A 22,211-nucleotide genomic window follows, 5' to 3' on the forward strand; every position below is an offset into this window, starting at 1 on the left:
GCCGCGACGCTGCGGCCCGGCCGTGGCTCAGGTCTCGGGACCCTGCCGTTCGGCTTGTTCGTGCGCGATCAGCTCGTTGAGCCAGCGCACCTCCCGCTCGCTGGTCTCCAGCCCCAGCCGGTGCAGCTCGCGGGTGTAGCGATCGATCTTCTGCTCGGCCCTCGCCAGCGCCGCCCGCATGCCCTCGCGGCGTTCTTCGACGCGACGGCGGCGGCCCTCGAGGATCCGCATCCGCACGTCGGCCGGGGTCCGCGAGAAGAAGGCCAGGTGGACGCCGAAGCCCTCGTCGTCCCAGGTCTGCGGCCCGGCGTCGCCGAGCAGCTCACCGAAGCGCTCCTTGCCCTCCGCGGTGAGCTTGTAGACCCGCCGCCCGCGCCGCGACCACGCCCGGTCGTCGGCCTCGTCCAGCTCTTCGACCAGGTACCCGGCCCGCAGCAGCTTCCGCAGGGTCGGGTACAGCGAGCCGTACGAGAACGTCCGGAACGTGCCGAGCGTCTCGTTCAGCCGCTTGCGCAGCACGTACCCGTGCATGGGCGCTTCGTGCAGAAGACCGAGGATCGCGAACTCCAGCACACCGCACCCCCTTCCGGGAACAAACCTCGACGATCGGCGTTGCTCCGAATGATCGCCTCGATCCAACCTACTCAGCCACTATATCGCGCCGATACATCGAAGTGGCGAAGCCAACAGGCCTCCTCACTCTGGAGTGGGGGAAATTCACCGGAGAGTTATCGAACGTCCGGCGTGTCCGCTCCGGCCCCGCTCCCGGCCGCGCTAGGGGGCGTGGACGACACAGGAAGAGCCCGTACTCTGTCCTGGTGCTCAACCAGCGGCAGGTCGTGGACTACGCGCTGCAGCGCCGTGCGCTGCTGGCCGAAGTCCGCTCCGGACGCGTCGGCAGCTACGAAGCCTGCGACGCCGGTCCGTACCTGCTGCGGGCGGCGAAGTTCCACGGCCGGGCCGGTGACCTGCCCTGCCCGATCTGCCGCCAGGAACCGCTGACCCTGGTGTCCTGGGTCTACGGTGACGAACTCAAGCACGTCGCGGGCTCGGCGAGGACCCCCGAAGAGCTGGCCAGGATGGCCGGACTGTTCGCCGAGTTCACCGTGTACGACGTCGAAGTGTGCCGGGCGTGCCACTGGAACCATCTGGTGCGGTCATACGTCCTTGGCACGGGGGAACCGGCCGACGGTCCGCGAAGGACCGCAGGCCGGTGAGCTGTATCACAACCGCTGCAGAGCGCAGAACGGCGCGCTACCGGGCGCCGGTCTGGGAGGCCCATTCGTGAACGACGACCGCAACCGCTCTTGGCCCGGCCAGGAGCCCGATGCACCTCGCCGTGCCCCATCAGGCTCGCGCCCGGGGGACGACCCCGGACCGGCGTGGCCCGGCGAAGACGCCCCTCGGCGGCCGCAGCGCGGCACGCCGCCCCGCGGGGTGCCGTCCGGCCGGGCCGGCGGCGGCCCCGAGTGGCCGTCCGGTGACGAAGGCGGTCCGCAGTGGCCCGGCGAAGAGCCGCCACGGCAACCGCAGCGTCCCCGCCAGCAGGGCATGCCGGCGCGGCGGCCGGTCCCGCCACCGCCGGGCCAGCGCCCGGCGCAGGGTCCGCCTCCGTCGCCGCCGCAGGGTTTCCGCCAGCAGCGCGGCGGGCGGCCGGTGCCGCCGCCGGGGCGCGAACCGGACCTGATCACCCACCACACGCACAACGGGACCGACGACTTCGGGCGTGACCCGTACGACGACGGTTACGACGACGACGCCGCCTTCAACGAGTTCGCCGACGACGTCGCGCCCCAGGAGGAGCTCGACGAAGACGGCAAGAGGATCCTCACGCCGGCGCAGCGCAAGAAGCGCCGGTGGAAGATCATCCGGCGGGTGGCGTACGCCGGCGTCGGGCTGTTCTTCGTGGTCCCCGCGATCGCGTTCGTCATCACCTACTTCCTGGTCGACGTCCCGACGCCGGAGAGCATCAAGGCGCTGCAGAACCAGCCGATCACCTACTACGACGCCGGTGGCCAGGTGATGGGCCGGGAGCTGCCGCCCGGCGGCGACCGCCAGCTGCTCAAGCCCGGCGAGGTGCCGGACGTCGTCAAGCACGCCGTCTACGCGGCGGAGGACGCGACGTTCGAGACCAACTCGGGCTTCGACGTCAGCGGCATCGCACGCGCGGTCTACAACCAGGTCACCGGTGGCCAGGGCGGTGGTTCGACCATCTCCCAGCAGTACATCAAGAAGGCCACCGAGAACGACGCCCCGACGCTGACCCGCAAGTGGACCGAGCTGGCCAAGTCGTTCAAGATGAACAACCAGCAGTCCAAGGAAGAGATCATCACTTCCTACCTGAACATCGTCTTCTTCGGCCGCGGGGCGAACGGGATCCAGGCGGCCGCGAAGGCCTACTTCAACAAGGACGTCAAGGACCTCAACGCGTCCGAAGCGTCCTTGCTGGCCGGCTTGATCCAGGGGCCGAGCAAGTCGGAGAACCAGGAGTACGCCCAGCGGCGCTGGGCGTACGTGATGGACCAGATGGTCGCCAACAAGTGGCTGCGCCAGGACGAGCGCGCCGGCTTCCAGTTCCCGACGCCGATCCCGAAGAACGCCAACAAGGAGCAGAACTCGGGCAAGCTCACCTACCAGGTCCGCGAGCGGATCAAGGACGAGCTCGCGGCGCGGGGCTACGACGAGAGCAAGCTGTTCACGACCGGCGCCAAGATCTACACGACGATCGATCCGGCGGCGCAAGCCGCCGCCGACCAGGCCGTCCAAGAGGGCATGAAGGGCCAGACGGACGAAAACCTGCTCAGCGCGCTCGTCGCGGTCGATCCGAAGACCGGCGGCGTGCTCGCCTACAACTACGGTCCGGAGATCGTGAAGGACAAGGACGGCAAGGACCAGATCGGCCAGGACCGGGCGGACCAGGCCCGCAACCCGGGTTCTTCGATGAAGCCGTTCGACCTCACCGGGTTCCTCAAGATGGGCGGGGGCCTCGGTGACACGTTCGACGGCTCCAACAACCGCAAGTTCCCCGGCGTCGCCAAACCGATCCGGAACGCGGGCGAGGACGAAAGCTGCGGCCCGGACTGCACGGTCGCGCGGGCCATGGAGATTTCGGCGAACACCGTGTTCTACGACATGGTGCTGAACAAGGTGCACCCGTCGGGGGTCGCGAAGGCAGCGGAACAAGCCGGCGTCCGGACGAAAGCCAACGGTGGCAACGCGACGCTCTTCACCGGCGACAACAACATCTCGCTCGGCGGTGGCGAGACGGCGGTGTCACCGAGGGACATGGCGGCGGCGTACGCGTCGTTCGCGGGCGGCGGCACCTACCACGAGCAGCACTTCGTCGCGAAGCTGACGAACAGCCAGGACGAGGTGGAGTTCGACGAGAACAACATCAAGTCCAACCCGGCGTTCGACAACGACGCGGCGAAGAGCCAGCAGATCGCGGGCAACGTCACCGAAGCGCTCAAGCCGGTCATTTCGCACTCGAACCTGAAGTGCCCGACCGGCCACGAGTGCGCCGGCAAGACCGGTACGCAGCAGTACGCCCCCAAGGAGACCGACCCGGCGTCGTACGGCAACCTCAACTCGCAGACCTGGATGGTGGGCTACACCCCGTCGGTGTCCGCAGCCGTGTGGGTCGGCGGTGACGGCAACCGGGCGTTGCACGACGCGAAGGGCAAGCCGATCTACGGCTCCACGATCGCCGGTCCGACGTGGCAGAAATTCCTGAACCTCTACCTCAAGGGCAAACCTGCGGAGAAGTTCGAAAAGGTCGCCCCGCTGGGCAAGGACGTCAACGAGGTGACGACGACCCCGTCGAAGCCGTCGGACACGCCGAGCACGACGCCCACGCCGACCAGCCCGGAGTCGTCCGACAGCACCGAGCCGTCGGACAGCGAGTCGAACACGTCGAGCCGTCCGAGCCGGCCCACCAGTTCCCGGCCCGGTCCGGGCACCGGGCTCCCGTTCGAACCGGGCAACAACGGCGGTGGTGGTGGCGGAGTTGCTGCCCCACCGGGCGCCGGGCCCGGATAACCCTCGGCACGATTCACCCGGCAACGGGCCCCGCACTTCGCCAGTGCGGGGCCCGTTGCCGTTTCCGGCTCAGTACCAGGGTGTCAGCGACATGACGCCGTTGAAGTACGCGCCGCCGCGGAAGCGCCAGTTCGGGCTCGGGTTCGTCGCCTTGGCCGCCGAGGTCAGCGACCAGACGTAGGACGACGTGCCGAACGGCCCGCACTGCAACCACGTGTTCCCGCCGTCCTGCGACCAGTCCATCCAGACCGAGTCACCCGGGCCGAGCGCGGCTTCGCTGCCGTGCGCCCGCGCCCACCCGCGCTTCACACCACCGACGATGCCGACCTCGACGGTCAGGCTGCGGCCCGGCGAGTTGGCCACGACCGTGCCTTCGAGGTCGTCCGGGATGTCGACGAACCCGTTCGCCCCGTGCGCGCAGTCGGCGGCGGACGCCGAAGCGACCCCGGAAACACCCACCATCAGCGACGCGGAAACCACGGCGACGGCCGCGCAAGCGCCCAGCTTTCTCAACGACGACAATGCATTTCCCCCTAATACCGAAGTTTTTACCAGAAGACGCATGACCGGAGTCGACGCTAGCAGTCGGACTCATTTCGAACGCTGATCCGATCGGGTTGCCTTCACTCGGATGATCAACCGGACAAAACCTATTAAATGCCACATGACAGTCCTTAACCACCTACGTGAACTCCGTGTCAAACCCACCCGAATGGCGGCTTGGCACCCACCTCGAATTCGCAGTTTGATGTTGTCTGCCGCGAGTTCGCGCTGGTGATCGCGGCTGCACCAGGGGAGGGCATCGGCGCTTCATGCACCGTGAGGTCTCTCATGACGGCGTTCTTCGGCTGCCGGCCTTTCCGCACCCGCGTCATCCACTTCGAATTCCACGCACGCTGATCCGTTCGGCGTAGCTCTTTCGACCACACGACGTCGATCACCAAGGTTTTCGTGCGCCGGAATTCCCCGTGTCCGAAATCTTTCGGCTCATCCTGCGCGCGGGAGAGGGAAGAAATGAGACCCAGCTGGCGGAAGGCCGCGGTCACCGCGTTCGCCTTCCTCACCCTGGCGCCGGCGGTGACGGCATTGTCCGTCCCCGCGCAGGCGTCACCCGCCGCGCCGGCGGCGGTTCCCGACGATCCGCCCGCGGTCAGCGCCGCGAAACGCGACGAGCTGCTCGGCCAGGGCTGGCAGGCGTCCGGCGACCGGTTGTGGACGACCACCGGCGACGCCGAAGGCCTGCACGTCCTGACCGCCGAGGCGAAGACCGGCTACAACTGGCACACCGTCGCCGATCTGACGGTGGCGGGACTCGAGACCGACCAATGGATCGGCCACGGCTGCGTCACCGGTTCGGGACAGCGCGCCGTGATCGTCTACGCGCCCCGCACCTTCACCAACCAAGAGGACCTCACCTCCCGCGGGGGCCTCACCGCGGTGGTCGACCTCGTCACCGGGGCGGTGACGAAGCTGCCGATCCGCACCGCGCTCTCGTACTACAACCCCGGTTGCGGCACCGGCGAAACCGCCACGCTGACCCAGGAAGGCGGCGACCGGATCCCGAAGACCGGCGTGGTCACCGTGGACACCACGACCGGCAAGCTCAGCGCGCGCACCGAGCTCGCCGGGCAGACGACTTCGGCCACGCCGGTCGACGGCGGTTTTGTCGTCGCCGACACCGCCGGCCTGCTCAAGGTCGGCACCGACGGGACCAAGCAGCGGATCGTCGCCGGCACCGGTGGTGTCCCGTTCAACGTCCGGGCCGACGCCCAGGGCGGCGTGGTGTTCATGGACCTCGCGGGCGCCGACAGCCGGATCCGGCGAGTCGCGTCGGCCGGCCGAGCCAGGCAGGACGCGCAGACGCTGGCCAGTGGTGCGGCCGGGTCGATCGGGGTGGCTTCGGGCCGCGGCGGCAAGGTGTTCCTCACCGGCACCCCCGCCAAGCTCGCGGCCCTGCCCGCCGCCGTCGCCAAGCTCGACGTGCCGGCGGACGCCGAGGTCTCCTCGCTCGGCGAGACGGCGATCACCGAGGTGGCGCTCGCCAAGGTGAAGCCGGGCAGCAAGGCGGCGAGCGACCCGCACCGCCCCCGTCCCGTGCACATCGCGACCCGCAGCGTGCGCACCGGCAAGACGTTCGGGTTCGGCGTCGACCCCGGTGACACGCTCAAGCCGCGCTGGAACGACACCGTGGACGCCGACCGCGTCTGCTCCGTCCCCCGCAACGACCCCGCGACGCAGGTCTACCAGCCGACCCCGCGCGAGGTGGAGTGGGCCGCGGACAACGCGGTCAACGGCGCCCGCAGCCAAGGCAACAAGGTGCCCGCGCAGATCCTGCTGGGCGTGCTGGGCCAGGAGTCCAACCTGTGGCAGGCCGCCCGCAACATCTGGGCCGGTGAGTACGGCAACCCGCTGGTCGGCAACTACTACGGCTTGAGCATCTACGAAGCCCCCACGACCGACGACTGGGACATCCGCTGGGACAAGGCCGACTGTGGTTACGGCGTCTCGCAGACGACCGACGGCATGCGGCTGGCCGGGCACCCGAAGCCGGGATCCACGGACGTACCGCGGCCGCCCGCCGAACAGCTGGCGATCGGCACCCGGTACCTGCAGAACGTCGACTCGGGCCTGGCGATCCTGATCGCCAAGTGGAACCAGCTGCAAGCGCGGCACATGACCCTGAACAACAACGACCCGCTGCGCATCGAAAACTGGTTCTACGCCACGTGGGCCTACAACTCCGGCTTCCACGACGGGACCCAGCCGGACGACGACCACGTCGTCGGCCTGGGCTGGCTGAACAACCCGGCGAATCCCCGCTACCTGGCGGACCGGGCCAACTTCGGCGCCAAGCCGTCAGACTTCGCGCACCCGGAGAGGTGGCCCTACCCGGAGAAGGTGCTCGGGTTCGCCACCAGCCCGCCGTCGGGCTTCGAGGGCCCGAACCAGCCGGAACCGTTCTTCCGGGCGGCGACCTGGAACGGCGCGACCGGCCCGGACACGACACCGGGCACGGACAACTACAACCGCCGGACCGCGCGGCCCGCGCCGCAGACGTTCTGCACCGCCGACAACAACTGCCTGTGGGGGCAGAGCATCCCGCCCGACGTCGACGGGGAGGCGCCCGGGCCGTGCGCGCACCAGAACGCGGCCGGCCAGTACGACCTCAAGTGCTGGGTCAAGACGCCCGCGACGTGGAAACCAGACTGCAGTGCCACCTGCGGCTTCGAATTCATCCGGTACGACCCCGGGGTGGGGAAGCCCGCCGACGGCGCCAGCTACCCGCCGCGGTGCGACAACAACGACGCGACGCACAACGGGATCGTCGCCACGGCCGGGGTGGTCGACGACGTCACCACCGAAACCCACGCCGTCCGGCCGTGCTCACCGGGGATCCACGCCAACCTGGCGGGGAGTGACTTCTCCTTCAGCTACCCGAATGCGTCGTCCAAGATCGACCTGCACCAGGTCGGCGGCGGTTACGGGGCGCACTTCTGGTACGGCCACACCCGGATGGACACCGACGAGGGGCGCAAGACGCAGCTCATCGGCAACTGGACCTTCCCGTCCGTCGACGGGCTGGCCAAGCTGATGATCTACGTCCCGAGCCACCTCGCGGACGCGAACGTGGTCTACGTGGTGGACACCGCCAACGGCCCGGTGAACGTGCCGCTCAACCAGGCCGACCACCACGACGAATGGGTGACCCTCGGGGTGTTCCCGTTCTTCGGCCAGCCGAAGATCCACCTGAACACGATCACGACCGCGGTCGCGAACGGCCTCGACGCGGTCGCGTTCGACGCGGCGGCGATCGACAAGGTGGCCGACGGCCCGGGGTACACGCCGATGATCGTCAACGAGTCCGGCGGTCCCGACGGCGGTTACGCGTGCCTGCAGCTCAAGGGCAACGTGGCCAAGGTGGGGTCGACGGCCGAGTTCCGGTCCTGCAGCAAGAGCTGGGGTTACGGGTACTGGTCCGCGACCGAAGCCGGCCCGACGGTGACGATCCCCGGCAGTCCGCCCACGGTCCTGAAGACGTTCGTCGTCAAGGACCGCACGGCGGGACTGTGCCTGCAGGTGGCCGACGGGCGCACCGACGACGGCGCCCCGGCAGTGCTGGCCAACTGTGTCGCCGGTGATCAGAACCAGATGTGGACGGCGCCGCCGCCCCCGCCGGCGCGGCCGGCCGGACCGGTCCGGCAGTTCATGATCAACTACAAGGCGGCGAAGTGTCTCACCCTCGGCACGGCGAACCCGAACGGCACCTCCACGGTCGTGCTGGGCAGCTGCGACCAGACCGGGGAAAGCCCGTGGCAGTACTGGAAGGGGTACACGCAGGCCAACCCGCTGGCCAGCTGATCCCGTGAAACCATGATCCGCGGGGCGGGCGTCGGCCCGCCCCGCGGATCCCTCATCGAACTGGCGCCATGTACAGGTTCTTGCTGCTCGCCGTCACGACGGCCCTCACGGTCCCGGCCGCCCCCGCGGCGGAGCCGTACTGGGCCGGCCAGCTCGAGCTGCCGCGGGCGTGGCAGCTGTCCGAGGGCGCGGACATCCGGATCGGGCTGATCGACACCGGCGTCGCCGCGGACCCCGACCTGGCCGGCGCGATGCTGCCCGGCGCCGACTTCCCCGACGTGGGCGCGCCGGCCGGCGACGCCATCGGCCACGGCACCACGATGGCCCTGCTCATCGCCGGTCGCGGGATCGGCGGCGGCACCCGCGGGGTCGCCCCCCGCGCCCGGATCCTGCCCGCCCGGCTGACCGGCGGCGCGGAAGACGCCGTCGCCGCGGTGCGCTGGGCGGTCGACCAGGGCGCCAAGGTCGTGAACATCTCGCTCGGCGCCGGGCACAGCGGCGAAACCGACTACGACTCGGCGCTGGCGTACGCGAAGGAACACGACGTCGTGGTGGTCGCGGCCGCGGGAAACGTCGGCGAAGACAGCGAAGTGACGAGCCCCGCCGACCGGCCGGGGGTGCTGGCCGTCTCGGCGGTCGACCGGTCCGGCCGGTTCCGCGACGACGTCGGCGTCAGCGGGCCCGCGATCAGTTTTGCCGCCCCGGGTGTCGACATCTCGACGTCGCGACCGGGGGAGCGGGCTCCCACGTCCGGGACGAGCCAGGCGACCGCGCTCGTTTCGGGAGCGGTGGCACTGGTCCGGGCCCGCTACCCGGAGCTCTCCGCCGACGAGGTCACCGACCAGCTCGCCCGGACGGCGAAGGACCTCGGCGCGCCGGGCCGGGACGACCGCTACGGCTTCGGCCTGATCGATCCCCTGGCCGCGTTGTCGGTGACGCCGCCGAGCTCGGGCGTGCCGTGGTGGGCGGTCGCGCTCGGAATCGCGGCCGGCCTCGCGGTGGTGGTGGGCGGTGCCCTGGTGTTCCGCCGTCGACGGCGAGCCGCCCCGGGGTGAACCACCGGCGGCCGCGGTCCGTGTCCCTACGAGAGGACTGCGTCCGCAGCCCACCGTGGAGGACGGCCCGTGAACAACGACCGCACGTCGCCCGGTCGCGCTCCCGACCCACGCCGTCGCGCCCGCCGGCCGGTGCCCCGCGCCGGGCTGCTGGGCAGCGAGCCGGAGCTGATCACCCACCACGAGCACAACGGCACCGTGCCGGACGAGCCGCCGACCGTGCCGATCCTGCGGCCGCGGCCCGGCCAGCCACCGCGCCGGCCACGCCCGCTCACCACCCAGGACCTGCGGAAACGGCGCTGGCGGAAGATCCGGCGGATCGGTTACGTCGTCGCCGGGGCGTTCTTCGTCGTCCCCGCGATCGCCTTCGTGATCACCTACCTCGCCGTCGACGTCCCCTCGCCGGAAACGGTCGCGCAGGCGCAGGGCCAGGCCGTCACCTACCTCTTCAGCGACGGCACCGAGATGGGCAAGGACGTGCCCACCGGCGGCAACCGGCAGATCCTGGCGGCGAACCAGATCCCGGACGTCGTCAAGAAAGCCGTGATCGCCACCGAGGACGCGTCCTTCGAGACCAACTCCGGCTTCGACATCGGCGGCATCCTCCGCGCCGGGTACAACCAGGTCACCGGCGGTTCGGGCGGCGGGTCGACGATTTCGCAGCAGTACATCAAAAACGCCTCCGGCGACGACGACCCGACGCTGACGCGCAAGTGGGTCGAGCTCGCGAAGTCGTTCAAGATGAACCAGACCTACGAGAAGGCGGACATCATCACCGCCTACCTCAACATCATCTACTTCGGCCGCGGCGCCTACGGCGTCCAGGCCGCCGCGCAGGCCTACTTCGGCAAGGACGTCGGCGCGCTCGACTACTCACAATCCGCGCTGCTCGCCGGGCTGATCCAGCAGCCGGGCCGCTCGGAGAACACCGCCGTCGCCACCGGCCGGTGGACCACGGCGCTGGACCGGATGCTGAAGAACGGCTACCTGACCCCGGCCCAGCGCGCCGCGGCGAAGTTCCCGACGCCGATCCCGCTGCGGGAGAGCCGCGAGGCGGGTGCGCTGAACCCGTTCATCAAGAAGCAGGTCAAGGCCGAGCTGGCCGCGCAGGGCATCGACGAGAAGCAGTACTACTCCGGCGGGTTCCAGGTGTTCACCACCATCGACCCGCAGGCGCAGCAGGCGGCCGAAACGGCGGTGGCCGAAGGGATGGCCGACCAGACCGACGACCGGATCCTCAACGCGCTGGTGGCCGTCGACCCGAAGACCGGCGGGGTGCTCGCCTACCACGGCGGCGACGCGATCGTGAAGGGCCCGAACGGCGAGGACCAGGCCGGCCGCGACTGGGCCGACGAGCCGCACAACCCCGGGTCGTCGATGAAGCCGTTCGACCTGGCCGCGTTCCTCAAGCTCGGCCGTGGCCTCGACGCGCGCTTCGACGGCACGTCACCCCGCACGTTCCCGGGCGTCGACCTGCCGATCCGCAACGCCGGCGACAGCAGCAGCTGCTCGGAGCAGTGCACCGTCTCCGAAGCGATGCAGCGGTCCACGAACACCGTGTTCTACGACATGGTGCTCAACGTGACGAAGCCGTCCGGGGTCGCGGAAGCCGCGCAGGAGGCGGGCATCCGGACGTCGGACAACGGCGGCCGGAGCAAGCTCTTCACCGGCGACAACAACATTTCGATCGGCGGCGGCGGAACTCAGGTCACGGCGGCGGACATGGCCTCGGGGTACGCGACGTTCGCGGCGGGCGGCGTCCAGCGTGACCGCCACTTCGTCCAGAAGGTGACCAACGCCAACGGCGAAACGGCGTACGAGGCCAAGGATCGCTCGGCGGACGCGTTCGCCGACAACGACGCGTCCAAGAGCGCGCAGATCGCCGGAAACGTGACGGCGGCGCTGGCCCCGGTGATCCAGTTCTCCCGGCTCACCTGCCCGGCCGGCCACGAGTGCGCGGGCAAGACCGGAACCCAGCAGCACACCCCGCAGAACGACGAACCCGCGTCGGCGGCGAACGCCAACTCCCAGACCTGGATGGTGGGCTACACACCCTCGGTGTCGGCGGCGGTCTGGGTGGGCAGCGACGGTGACAAGGCCCTGCGCGGCCCGGGCGGCGCCCCCCTGTTCGGCTCGACGCTCGCCGGGCCGATCTGGGACCGGTTCATGCAGCTGTACCTGACGGGCAAGCCGGCCGAGCGGTTCGACCGCGTGACGGCGATCAGTTCGCCTCAGGACCGGGTGCAGGTCCAGCAGCAGCCGCAACAACAACAGCAGCAGCAACAGCAGCCGCGTGATCAGCGGAACCAGCAGGCCCAGCCCGGCAACCGCCAGCAGCAGGACCAGCTCCGCCAGTTCCAGCAACGGCTTCAGGAGCTGCAGGACCGCCAACGAAACCGGAACGGCAACGGCGGCAACAACAACGGCAACGGCAACGACTCCGGCCAGAGCGGCGACCCGGATCCGGGCGGCTGAGCGAGAAAGATGGCCGTGACCTCAGTACTGGGGGTTACCGAGGTCACGGCCGGTCAGGGGGGCGCCGTCAGAGCTTGACGACGGTTCCTTCGACGCCGGAGCGGTGCGCGGCTTCGATCACCCGCAGCGCCTCGACCGAGGACGCGGGATCAACCGGGAAGTCGCCTTCACCGCGTAGCGCGTCGCGCACCTGGGCGTAGAACTGCTCGTAGCGGCCGACCTCGGTGGGCACGGTCTTGACGTCGTTGCCGACGCCGATCTTCCCCGCGTCCGCCGCCGGTTCCACACCCCAGCCTTCATCGCCCGGGCGCATACCCGCCTTGATCTGCGGTTCCTGCACGTCGAGGCCGTACTTGGTGAACGTCGCCCGGTCGCCGAGGATCCGGAACCGCGGGTTCTGGGTGCCGGCGAGCGCGGACGCCCACAGGTGCGACCGGACGCCGTTGGCGTGCTTCAGCGCGACGAACACGTCGTCGTCGACCTGGACGCCGGCGCGGCGCCGGTCGGCCTCCGCGTAGACGTGGGTGACCGGGCCGAACAGCTGCAGCGCCTGGTCGACGATGTGCGCGCCGAGGTCGTAGAGCAGGCCGCCGGCCTCGGCCGGGTCGCCGAACTCGCGCCAGTTGTCCTTGGGCTTGGGCACCCAGCGGTCGTAGCGGGATTCGAAGCGGAAGACGTCGCCGAGCCGGCCGGAGTCGAGGACCTTGCGCACGGTGAGGAAGTCGGAGTCGAGCCGCCGGTTCTGGAAGACGGTGAGGCCGACGCCCGCCGCCTTCGCCGCGGCCACGACCTGCTCGGCCTCGAGCGCGGTCGGCGCGAACGGCTTGTCGACGACCACCGGGAGGCCGGCTTCGATCGCCCGCAACGCGAGCGGCACGTGGGTGCGGTTCGGTGTGCTGACCACGACCAGGTCGAGGTCGCCGGCCCGCTCGAACAGGGCGTCGGCGCCGGGCACGACCGCCGCGCCCGGGTGGTCGGCACGCGCCTGGGTGGCGTTGCTCGACGTCGTGATCACCGCGGGGGTCAGCCCGGGTGTGGCGGCGACCAGCGGTGCGTGGAAGACGCGTCCGCCGATGCCGTACCCGAGGATCCCCACGCGCAAGTCGTCAACCATGGCGCCCATTAAACAACAGTGTTGCGTAATTCGCCAGGCGTGCCATGATCTGAGCCATGGCCGCCACCGGGAGGAACCTGCGCAACGTGCGCGAGCACAACCGCGCCCTCCTGCTCTCGCACATCCTCCGCGCCGGCGGCCTCAGCCGGGTCGAGCTCGCCGAACGCACCGGGCTGACCCAGCAGGCCGTCTCCAAGATCGTGCCCGAACTCCTCGACGCCGGCCTCCTGGACGAGGAGCGTCAGCCGGCCGGGGGTGTCGGCAAGCCGCGGACGCGGCTGACCGTCCGGTCCGGGGCCAAGCACGCGCTCGGCGCGCGCCTCGACCGCGACGAGTACCGCGTGCTGCGCACCAACTTCATCGGCGAGGTCGAGGAGACCGCGGGCGGCCCGCTCCCGGTCGGCTTCACACCCGAGCAGGCCGTCGAAGCCATCGGCGCCACCGCGCTCGAGCTCGCGGACGGCTTCGGCGTCCTCGGCCTCTGCCTCGGCGCGGTCGGCCCGCTGGACCACCTCGCCGGCCTGGTCCGCGACGCGACGAACATGCCGGGCTGGCACGACGTCCCCCTGCGTGACCTGCTCGAGAAGCGCACCGGGCTGCCCGTGACGCTCGACAAGAACACCAACGCCGCCGCGTTCGCCCAGCTGTGGCCGCACGGCGAGCCGACCGCGACCGCGGTGGTGCTGGTCGGCACCGGGATCGGCGTCGGCCTGCTGATCGACGGGCGGCTCTACCGCGGCCCGCGGACCAACGCGGGTGAGTTCGGGCACACCACCATCGCCTACGACGGCCCCCGCTGCGCCTGCGGGCGACGCGGCTGCGTCGAGATCATGGCCAAGCAGGCGCCCGACACCCGCACCGCTGCCGGCTTCCTCGGCATCGGGCTCGCCGACCTCGTGCAGGTGCTCGACCTGGAGCGGATCGTGCTGGCCGGACGCGCGGTGCGGGACGAACCGGGCACTTACCGTGACGCCGTTTCGGAACGCCTCGAGGAGCTGCTGCCGCTGCCGCACTGGCAGCGGATCGAGGTCGTCGAGGACTCCTTCGGCGAGGAAATCGTCACGCGCGGAGCGGCCGCCGAGGTCCTGGCCTCGTACTACGCGAATCCGGCATGATCGTCGCCTTCACCTCGGCGACGGGCGATCACCGATAACATCCCGCTCGTGCCAGAGGAGACCACGCGCGAGCCGGACCCCGGCCCCGTGACGCTGAGCAGGGCGGATCGGGTCGTCCCGAGTTGGACCGAACCCCTCGCGGCCGCGGTCACCAGACCCGTCGGCGGGCCGCTCGGCGAGCACGCGGCGGTCGGCAGGCACTGGTTCTGGTCACCCCAGCGGGTCGGGCTGCTGCTCGCGACGCTGGCCCTGATGCTCTGCTGGTTCGGCAAGGGCTCGTGCATCCAGCAGTACCAGGACTCCAGCGGCGCCAACCAGCTCGACTGGCGCGCGGGCCGCCCGTTCGTCGCGATGTGCTACTCCGACATCGTGCCGCTCTACAGCTCCGAGCGGCTCGACCGGCCGAGCACCTTCCCGTACTACACGTCGTGGAAGGAGAGCTCGCAGACCGCGGAGAACGACACCCGGTACATGGAGTACCCGGTGCTCACCGGCCTCTTCCAGTGGGCGAACGCGAAGCTCGCGGCGGGCTGGCTGGACGTCGCCCAGAGCGGCTGGCTGCCGGGCGCGCTGCCGGTGGCGATCTACTTCGACATCACCGCGTTCTTCCTGGCGATGGCCTGGCTGGTGACGGTGTGGGCGACCGGCCGGACGATGAAACGGCGGCCGTGGGACATGGTGCTGGTGGCGATTTCGCCGCTGGTGCTGGTGCACGCGTTCACCAACTTCGACGCGATCGCGACGGCGTTCACCGCGACCGGCCTGCTCGCCTGGGCGCGCAAAAGGCCCGTGCTCGCCGGCCTGCTGCTCGGGCTCGGCGCGACGGCCAAGCTCTACCCGCTGTTCCTGCTCGGTGTGCTGTTCGTGCTGTGCCTGCGCGCGGGGAAGCTGACGCCGTTCTGGAAGACCGCGGCGGCGGCCGTCGTGACGTGGGTGGCGGTGAACGCGCCGTTCATCCTCACCGCGACGCGCGGCTGGTGGGAGTTCTTCCGGATGAGCACCCTGCGGCCGATGGACCCGGATTCGCTGTACAACGTCGTCTCGTCCGCCACCGGCTGGACCGGCTTCGACGGCGTGCTGCAGAAGAACCAGAACCCGGCGTACCTGAACCTCACGGTGGCCGTGCTGTTCCTGGCCTGCTGCGCGGGGATCGCGTACGTCGCGCTCGCGGCGCCGAGACGGCCGCGCGTCGGTCAGCTCGCGTTCCTCGTCGTGGCCGCGTTCCTGCTGACCAACAAGGTGTGGAGCCCGCAGTACTCGCTGTGGCTCGTGCCGCTGGCCGTGCTGGCGATCCCGCGCTGGCGGCTGCTGCTCGGCTGGATGCTGATCGACGCGCTGGTCTGGGTGCCGCGGATGTTCTACTACCTCGGCGTCGACCACAAGGGCCTGCCCGAAGGCTGGTTCCTCGGCACGGTCGTGGTGCGCGACCTGGCCGTGGCCGGGCTCTGCGTGCTGGTGGTGCGGGAGATCTACCGGCCGGCGACCGACCTGGTCCGGGCCGCCGGCGACGACGACCCGGCCGGCGGTTTCCTCGACGGCGCCCGGGACGTGATCGTCCCGAACGCCGTGCGCCACCGCCGGAAGGTCGCTGCCGCTTAGCCGAGCTTTTCCCGCAGGTAGGCGATGTCAGTGGCCTGGCCGTCGGCCGGGGTTTCGACGACCACCGGCGCGCCGGCCGCCCGGGCCACCTCGACCAGCACACCGGGGTCGATGGTGCCGTCCCCCTCGACGACGTTGGCGTGCCGGTCGCGGGTCGAGCCGAACTCGTCGCGGGAGTTGTTGAGGTGCACCAGGTCGATCCGGCCGGTGATGGCCTTGACCTTCTCGACGGCCGTCGAGAGGTCCCAGCCCGCGGCGAACGCGTGGCAGGTGTCCAGGCAGAACCCGGCGCCGAACTCGCCGACCTTGTCCCACAGCCGGGCGATCACCTCGAGGTCGCGGGTGATCGCGTTGTCGCCGCCGGCGGTGTTCTCGATCAGGATCGGGACCTTGAAGCCGCCCTTCTCCTGCTCGCGCTCGAACAGCTTGCGCCAGTTGTCCAGGCCGGCCTCGACGTCGTCGGTGTCCCCGACGTGCCCGCCGTGCACGATCAGGCCCTTCGCGCCGATCGCCGCGGCGCCGTCCGCGTGCTGCGTGACGTTCTTGCGGGATGGGATCCGGATCCGGTTGTTCAGCGAAGCCACGTTGATGAGGTAGGGAGAGTGGATGAACACCTCGACCGGGTCGGCCGCGACGGCCTCCCCGTGCGGGTGTGGCTTCGGGGCCTTCCAGCCCTGCGGGTCGGAGAGGAAGAACTGGACGACGTCGGCTTTGCGCTCGGCGACGGCAGTCAACGGGTCGTCGTCACGGACGTGGGCGCCAATCAGCATGCCGAGCACGCTACTCCGGGTTTTCTTTTCCCCTGCGGGACCGGTTGGTGACGCTCGTGGAGTACCGTGAGCGCGTTCCGTGATCCAGATTGGTCCGACTGCCGGAGGGGCATCGATGGGGAAGCACGTCGCCCGGATCACCGCACTGGGGTTCACTCTCGCCACCACGGCCGTGCTCGCGGCCCCGGGCGTGGCGAGCGCGGCTCCCAGCCCGACCCTCGGCGGGGACTGCGCGGCCACGCTGCAGAACGGCCAGGCCCGCGACACGAAGACCGGCCTCCTGCTGGACGCCGGCGCCCCGCTGAACGCCCCGGACCGGCTGACCGTCGGCCTCGACTCCAGCTCCCGGAACACCAACGGCTCGGCCCCGCTGCTCACCCTTCCGGTGGGTGACACCGTTAAGGCGCTCGGCATCGGTGACGTGCCGGTGGTCGGCGACCTCGCGGCGAAGGGCGTCTGCCCGCCCGTCCAGGGTGTCGTGAACACCGTCGGCGGCGTGACGCAGGGCGTGGTCGACGAGCTGCCGCCACTGCCGCTCCCGCCGGCGCCGGCCCCACCCACGCCGCCTGCACCGCCGGCCCCGCCCGGTCCGACCCCGCCGGGGCAGACCCCGCCGGGGGACAGCACCGGCCCGGTGACCAGCGGTCCCGGGAGCGCGGGCCTGCCGGGTGACGCGATTTCGGGCATCTTCACCAACGCCGCGCTGCTGCCCGGCAGCCTGGTGCAGGCGCCGGTGATCGCCCAGATCATCCCCGGCCAGCAGATCCCGACGGTCGACGAGCAGAAGTCCGGCACCGCGGAGGCGCTGCCGGGCGTCACGCCGCCGGCGAAGCTGCCGATGCTGCTCGCGGTGCTGGCCCTGGCGATCGTCGCGGCGGCCCTCGTCCGGGCCTGGATCCGCCGCAAGCCCGCCTGATCTCACCCACGGTGACGCCCGCTTCCACTCGAATGCCGGACATTCCTGAGTGAGCGGGCGTTACTCGTCTGCCTTAACGTCGTTGTCCTGGGGAGAGGCCACGAGACCAAGGGCGGCGAGCATGCAGGATCGGGCACGGAGGGCTACTGCGGTCGGTGCGACGGCGTTCGTCCTCGCCGGATCGGCCGTGCTCGGCATGCCGGGTACGGCGTCGGCAGACACGGTCACGGCCAACTGCGGCGACACGGTGACCGTGAAGCCCGGCGACCTGATCAAGACTCCGCTCGGCATCAAAACCGTCACCGACCTGCTTGGTGGCGTGCTCGGCGCACTCTGCAAGATCACCGTCAAGGTGGTGGACACAGCCGTCGCCCCGGTCCCGGTGGTGGGTGCGCCCGTTGCGAGTGCGGTGAACGGTGCTGTCGCCGACACGACCAACGGCCTCGGCAAAGTCACCGACGATGTCGGCAAGACCTTGAGCGGCGACAAGCAGCAGTCGCCCGCTCCCGGCTCGGGCGGCAACCCGCAGCAGAACCCACCGTCCCAGGGCGGTGCGCCTCAGCAGGGCGGCACCCCGGCCGGCACCACCCCGATCCCGGAGGCGAACAGCCCGCTGCTGCCCGGCTTCTTCCCCGGCGGCGGCTCGGCACTGGGCGGCTTCCCGTTCACCCTCGGCACCGGTTACGCGCCGATGCGCGACTACAGCGGCATCCCCTACGCGACGGCCGGCCTCTTCACGCCGTCCCCCGCGATCCGGTACGGCAGCCAGATCCCGGGTTACGCGCCGCAGTACGGCCTCAACGGTCCGGACGGCACCGCTGACGGCAGTGGCGGCGTCCAGACCGCCGGCGAGGCACAGGCGCTACCGTCCGCGTCCGACGGCTTCACGAACGGGTCGAACCTCCCGATGCTGATCGCGGTACTCGCACTCTCCGGAGTCAGCGCGGGTCTGGTGCGGACCTGGGTGCTCCGCCGAATGGCCGCTGCGAATTGACCCGACTGCCGAGTATCTTTCGCGTATCCCCTTCGTTGATCCTCTTGTCCAGGACGACGTCTCGTTAACCCCACGGAGGACAGTGCTCGTGCGGAAGTTCTTGACCGTGACCGCCCTTGCCGCCTTCGTGACCGGTAGCGCATTCCTCTCCGCAGGCACGGCTTCGGCCAGCCAGCAGGTCGTCAGCAACAGCTGCACGGGCACCGTCTCCGGCCAGATGGGCGACCAGGTCGCGATCGACGGGGCTTCGGTCAAGACCCTGGTCACGAACGGCGCGAACAACGCCGGCACGCTCGCGGTCGGCAGCTGGGCCGGCGACTCCATCGCCAAGAACCACGCGATCCTCGTGGGACAGGTGCCGAACTCGGCGGGCGGTGAAGCGAGCGGGGCCGCGATCGGCAAGGCGGTGCGCACGGCGCTGGCCAACTCCGGCACCTGGGGTCTCGGCTTCGACTGGAACAAGACCCTGAACAGCGTGGAGAGCACGGTCGCCAAGGCCTGCAACCTCACCCTGCTCGCCAGCAACTACGTGGCTCCCAGCACGCCGGGCACCCCGGGCGCGGGCGGCACCGGCACCCAGCCGGGCGGCGGCACCGGGACCGTCCCCGGCGGCACGAACGGCAACCTCTCGAACCTCAACCCCGGCACCGCGGGCGGCAACGGCGGCACCGCGCCGATGCGCGACTACAGCGGCATCCCCACCGCGACCGCCGGCACGGCCGTCGCCCCCGGGGTGCGCTACCCGGCGAACGGCACGCTCCCCGGTGACGCGTCCGCGCCGCAGGCGGGCCAGGGTGACCCGAGCGGCCAGGGCGCGGACGTCCGCGACGCGGGCAACGCGCAGTCGCTGTCGGCCCCGGGCTCGTCGAACGACGTCCAGCTGCCGATGCTGCTCGCGGTGATCGTGCTCGCCGGTGTCACCGCCGGGCTCGTCCGCACCTGGGTCCTGCGCCGCGCGAGCTGACCCCGCTGTCCGGCCTCCCCGAGGCCCCCAGGTAGCCTTACCTGGACAAACCCTCCTGTCACGGACAGTCCGTGACCGCGAGCCCATAGGAGGTGAGTGGTTGTGTCACGCCATTACGAGGTAATGGTCATCCTGGACCCCACGCTCGACGAGCGCACTGTCGCTCCGACGCTGGACACCTTCCTCAACGTCATCCGCACTTCGGGCGGAAGCGTCGAGAAGGTCGACGTCTGGGGCCGGCGCCGGCTTTCGTACGAGATCAAGAAGCACGCGGAGGGCATCTACGCCCTGCTCGACCTGAACTCGTCCTCGGACGCGGTGAAGGAGCTGGACCGCCAGCTGTCGCTGCAGGAGACCGTGCTCCGCACCAAGGTCATGCGTCGCGAGGTCAAGCGCGCCGCTGCGCCCAAGCCCGTCGCCGCCAAGGCCTGAGCCGAAGGGTATTCCCGATGGCTGGAGACACCGTCATCACGGTGATCGGCAACCTGACGTCCGACCCGGAACTGCGTTTCACCCCGTCCGGTGCGGCGGTCGCGAACTTCACCGTCGCGTCCACGCCCCGCACGCTCGACAAGCAGTCGGGCGAGTGGAAGGACGGCGAGGCGCTGTTCCTGCGCTGCAACATCTGGCGCCAGGCGGCGGAGAACGTCGCCGAGTCCCTGACCCGCGGCGCTCGCGTCGTCGTGCAGGGCCGCCTGAAGCAGCGGTCGTTCGAGACGAAGGAAGGCGAGAAGCGGACCGTCGTCGAGCTCGAGGTCGACGAGATCGGCCCCTCGCTGCGTTACGCCACGGCCAAGGTCAACAAGGTCAGCCGCGGTGGCGGCGGCGGTGGTGACTTCGGCGGCGGCGGTGGCGGTGGAAACCGCGGTGGCGGCGGAATGCCGGCCGACGACCCGTGGGGTTCCGCCCCGGCCGCCAGCAGCGGTGGCGGCGGCGGCTTCTCCGACGAGCCCCCCTTCTGATCTCGTACACATCCACAAGAGTTGAATTCCAGGAGTAACCAGTGGCCAAGCCACCCATTCGCAAGCCCAAGAAGAAGGTCTGCGTGTTCTGCAAGGCCGAGAAAAAGGGCCGTCCGGAACTGATCGACTACAAGGACACCAACCTGCTGCGGAAGTACATCTCCGACCGCGGCAAGATCCGTGCCCGTCGCGTCACCGGCAACTGCAGCCAGCACCAGCGTGACATCGCCATCGCGGTCAAGAACTCCCGCGAAATGGCGCTGCTGCCCTACACCTCGACCGCGCGCTAAGGGAGGGCACTGACATGGCGAAGATCATCCTCACCACGGACGTGGCCAACCTGGGCGGCCCCGGCGACATCGTCGAGGTCAAGGACGGTTACGCGCGCAACTACCTGCTCCCGCGGGGCTACGCGATCGTGGCCTCCAAGGGCGCGGAGAAGAACGTGCGCACCATCCAGCGCGCGCAGGAGAGCCGTCGCATCCGCGACCTCGACCACGCCAAGGAGATCAAGGCGACGCTGGAGGGCCTCGGCGCCATCCAGCTCACCGGCAAGGCGGCCGAGGGCTCGAAGAAGCTCTTCGGTTCGATCACCGCCGGCGAGATCGTCGACGCGATCAAGGCGGCCGGTGGCCCGCTGCTCGACAAGCGGGTCATCGAGCTGCGCGACCACATCAAGACCGTCGGCAAGCACTCGGTCGGCGCCCGGCTGCACCCGGACGTCAAGGTCGACGTGCGGCTCGAGGTCAAGGCCAAGTAGCTCGTAGCACGTGCTGAAGGCGGGTCGCTCCCTGGTGGGCGGCCCGCCTTCACGCGTTTCGGGGGAACCCCGGACACACCGGCGCCGTCGTAGGACAATGGAGCGGGACGCGAAGGGAGCGCACCGGGATGGGTAACGAGGTCAACATGTCCGCGCCGTCCGGCGGCGGGGGTTTCACCTTCGACGCCGACAAGATCGACGGCGTGATCAAGCAGTGGCAGGACCTGCAGACCGACCTGCAGAACGACGCGGCCGACGCCAACCTGATGGCCGACGTGAAGGCGCCGGGCAAGGAGTTCGCCAGCGGCGACTGGGAGAAGCTCGCCAACCCGTCCGGCAAGGCGTTCCTGGAGCAGAACCAGAAGATGCAGGAATACGTGAAGAACTACATCCAGGCCCTGCTCGACGCGAAGAAGAAGATCACCGCCGCGGACGCCGACCACACCGGCGACATCTCGAAGGCGGGGACGCAGGCGTGAACCGCCGGCTCGTCCTGCCCGGGCTGGCTCTCGTGGTGCTCGCTCTCGCCGGCTGCAGCAGCAAGACCGGCGGCACGGCCAACCCGGCCGCGTCCAGCCCGGACGACACCGCGAGCAGCGCGGCCGGCGGCAACTCGGCGCCCAAGGTGTCGAGCCCGCTCGACCCGGCGAAGCTCAAGTCCGACCCGTGTTCCGTCCTCTCGTCCTCGCAGCGCTCCACGCTCGGCGTCGAGGACGGCACCCCGCGGTCCGGCGAAGCGGGTTCGACCTGCGCGTGGGTCTACACCGACGACGAGACCCGCAGCAGCCGCGTCGACATCGCGGCCGACCCGAACACCGACGGGCTCGCGGGCATCTACGACCTCTACGCCAAGGGTGGCACCGACCAGTACGAGTACTGGGAGCCGACCGAGGTCTCCGGTTACCCGGGGGTCTACGCGGCGACGAAGGACTTCCGCAGCAAGGGGCAGTGCAAGCTGCTGGTGGGCGTGACGGACACCCAGGCCGTGCAGGTCTTCAGCCAGCTCGGCAGCGGGCCGGGGGCGAGCGACCCGTGCCCGCAGACGCTGAAGGTGGCCGAAGCGATGATCCAGACCCTGAAGGAGGGCTGA

Annotated in this window: 21 protein-coding genes; 16 read left to right on the forward strand and 5 right to left on the reverse strand. The window is 70.2% G+C overall.

Annotation, left to right across the window (positions count from 1 at the left end; genetic code table 11):
• Positions 1-27: 27 nt before the first annotated feature.
• Positions 28-573: a PadR family transcriptional regulator gene (locus ACIA5G_RS08775; protein WP_155548231.1), complete on the reverse strand. Its 546-nt coding sequence runs from the start codon at positions 571-573 to the stop codon at positions 28-30.
• A 245-nt stretch (positions 574-818) separates the two neighbouring features.
• Here ACIA5G_RS08775 and ACIA5G_RS08780 point away from each other — a divergent pair, with 245 nt between their 5' ends.
• The gene (locus ACIA5G_RS08780) at positions 819-1,217 is read left to right on the forward strand and encodes a DUF5318 domain-containing protein (protein WP_395921672.1); all 399 of its coding nucleotides are present in this window, start codon (positions 819-821) and stop codon (positions 1,215-1,217) included.
• Positions 1,218-1,284: 67 nt separating this feature from the next.
• Positions 1,285-4,038 carry a transglycosylase domain-containing protein gene (locus ACIA5G_RS08785; protein ID WP_395921673.1) on the forward strand — a complete coding sequence of 918 codons (2,754 nt, stop codon included), beginning with the start codon at positions 1,285-1,287 and terminating at the stop codon, positions 4,036-4,038.
• Positions 4,039-4,107: 69 nt separating this feature from the next.
• Here the strand turns inward: ACIA5G_RS08785 and ACIA5G_RS08790 are convergent, their stop codons facing one another.
• A complete protein-coding gene (locus ACIA5G_RS08790; protein ID WP_395921675.1) occupies positions 4,108-4,551 on the reverse strand; it encodes a hypothetical protein in 444 nt (147 codons plus the stop codon).
• 185 nt (positions 4,552-4,736) lie between these two features.
• The gene (locus ACIA5G_RS08795; protein WP_395921677.1) at positions 4,737-5,084 is read right to left on the reverse strand and encodes a hypothetical protein; all 348 of its coding nucleotides are present in this window, start codon (positions 5,082-5,084) and stop codon (positions 4,737-4,739) included.
• On the opposite strand from ACIA5G_RS08795, the gene ACIA5G_RS08800 reads away from it, so the two are divergent.
• From ACIA5G_RS08800 to ACIA5G_RS08810, 3 genes are all read left to right on the forward strand, one after another.
• Positions 5,053-8,397, forward strand: a complete 3,345-nt coding sequence (locus tag ACIA5G_RS08800; RefSeq protein ID WP_395921678.1) for a ricin-type beta-trefoil lectin domain protein — start codon at positions 5,053-5,055, stop codon at positions 8,395-8,397. The genes ACIA5G_RS08795 and ACIA5G_RS08800 overlap by 32 nt on opposite strands.
• Before the next feature lie 68 nt (positions 8,398-8,465).
• Entirely contained in the window at positions 8,466-9,452 is a 987-nt protein-coding gene (locus ACIA5G_RS08805; protein ID WP_395921679.1) for a S8 family serine peptidase, read from the forward strand.
• 69 nt (positions 9,453-9,521) lie between these two features.
• Positions 9,522-11,927, forward strand: a complete 2,406-nt coding sequence (locus ACIA5G_RS08810; RefSeq protein WP_395921680.1) for a transglycosylase domain-containing protein — start codon at positions 9,522-9,524, stop codon at positions 11,925-11,927.
• 67 nt (positions 11,928-11,994) lie between these two features.
• On the opposite strand, the gene ACIA5G_RS08815 is transcribed toward ACIA5G_RS08810, so the two are convergent.
• On the reverse strand, positions 11,995-13,041 hold the full coding sequence (locus tag ACIA5G_RS08815; RefSeq protein ID WP_395921682.1) for a Gfo/Idh/MocA family oxidoreductase: 1,047 nt from the start codon (positions 13,039-13,041) through the stop codon (positions 11,995-11,997).
• A 56-nt stretch (positions 13,042-13,097) separates the two neighbouring features.
• Here ACIA5G_RS08815 and ACIA5G_RS08820 point away from each other — a divergent pair, with 56 nt between their 5' ends.
• Positions 13,098-14,156: an ROK family transcriptional regulator gene (locus ACIA5G_RS08820; protein WP_395921684.1), complete on the forward strand. Its 1,059-nt coding sequence runs from the start codon at positions 13,098-13,100 to the stop codon at positions 14,154-14,156.
• A gap of 48 nt (positions 14,157-14,204) precedes the next feature.
• Positions 14,205-15,755, forward strand: coding sequence for a glycosyltransferase family 87 protein (locus ACIA5G_RS08825; protein ID WP_395921685.1), 1,551 nt, complete (start codon positions 14,205-14,207; stop codon positions 15,753-15,755).
• Here ACIA5G_RS08825 and ACIA5G_RS08830 read toward each other — a convergent pair.
• Complete coding sequence (locus tag ACIA5G_RS08830) at positions 15,752-16,525, reverse strand: deoxyribonuclease IV (protein ID WP_395921686.1); 774 nt, start codon at positions 16,523-16,525, stop codon at positions 15,752-15,754. The genes ACIA5G_RS08825 and ACIA5G_RS08830 overlap by 4 nt on opposite strands.
• Before the next feature lie 115 nt (positions 16,526-16,640).
• On the opposite strand from ACIA5G_RS08830, the gene ACIA5G_RS08835 reads away from it, so the two are divergent.
• The 9 genes from ACIA5G_RS08835 (at position 16,641) to ACIA5G_RS08875 (ending at position 22,211) form a co-directional block, all read left to right on the forward strand.
• Positions 16,641-17,441, forward strand: coding sequence for a hypothetical protein (locus tag ACIA5G_RS08835; RefSeq protein ID WP_395921687.1), 801 nt, complete (start codon positions 16,641-16,643; stop codon positions 17,439-17,441).
• A 121-nt stretch (positions 17,442-17,562) separates the two neighbouring features.
• Positions 17,563-18,435, forward strand: coding sequence for a hypothetical protein (locus ACIA5G_RS08840; protein ID WP_395921688.1), 873 nt, complete (start codon positions 17,563-17,565; stop codon positions 18,433-18,435).
• An 82-nt stretch (positions 18,436-18,517) separates the two neighbouring features.
• Positions 18,518-19,399 carry a hypothetical protein gene (locus ACIA5G_RS08845; protein WP_395921689.1) on the forward strand — a complete coding sequence of 294 codons (882 nt, stop codon included), beginning with the start codon at positions 18,518-18,520 and terminating at the stop codon, positions 19,397-19,399.
• A 102-nt stretch (positions 19,400-19,501) separates the two neighbouring features.
• Positions 19,502-19,831, forward strand: a complete 330-nt coding sequence (rpsF, locus tag ACIA5G_RS08850) for a 30S ribosomal protein S6 (protein ID WP_395921690.1) — start codon at positions 19,502-19,504, stop codon at positions 19,829-19,831.
• A gap of 17 nt (positions 19,832-19,848) precedes the next feature.
• Positions 19,849-20,361 carry a single-stranded DNA-binding protein gene (locus ACIA5G_RS08855; protein ID WP_395921691.1) on the forward strand — a complete coding sequence of 171 codons (513 nt, stop codon included), beginning with the start codon at positions 19,849-19,851 and terminating at the stop codon, positions 20,359-20,361.
• A gap of 41 nt (positions 20,362-20,402) precedes the next feature.
• The gene (rpsR, locus tag ACIA5G_RS08860; protein WP_003098744.1) at positions 20,403-20,651 is read left to right on the forward strand and encodes a 30S ribosomal protein S18; all 249 of its coding nucleotides are present in this window, start codon (positions 20,403-20,405) and stop codon (positions 20,649-20,651) included.
• 14 nt (positions 20,652-20,665) lie between these two features.
• Positions 20,666-21,121: a 50S ribosomal protein L9 gene (rplI, locus tag ACIA5G_RS08865; RefSeq protein ID WP_395921692.1), complete on the forward strand. Its 456-nt coding sequence runs from the start codon at positions 20,666-20,668 to the stop codon at positions 21,119-21,121.
• Between the two features lie 128 nt (positions 21,122-21,249).
• Positions 21,250-21,600 carry a hypothetical protein gene (locus tag ACIA5G_RS08870; RefSeq protein ID WP_395921693.1) on the forward strand — a complete coding sequence of 117 codons (351 nt, stop codon included), beginning with the start codon at positions 21,250-21,252 and terminating at the stop codon, positions 21,598-21,600.
• On the forward strand, positions 21,597-22,211 hold the full coding sequence (locus ACIA5G_RS08875) for a DUF3558 domain-containing protein (RefSeq protein WP_395921695.1): 615 nt from the start codon (positions 21,597-21,599) through the stop codon (positions 22,209-22,211). Before ACIA5G_RS08870 ends, ACIA5G_RS08875 begins: the two co-directional genes overlap by 4 nt.

This window comes from Amycolatopsis sp. NPDC051758 (genome assembly GCF_044453095.1).
In the GTDB taxonomy this organism is placed as follows: Bacteria; Actinomycetota; Actinomycetes; order Mycobacteriales; family Pseudonocardiaceae; genus Amycolatopsis.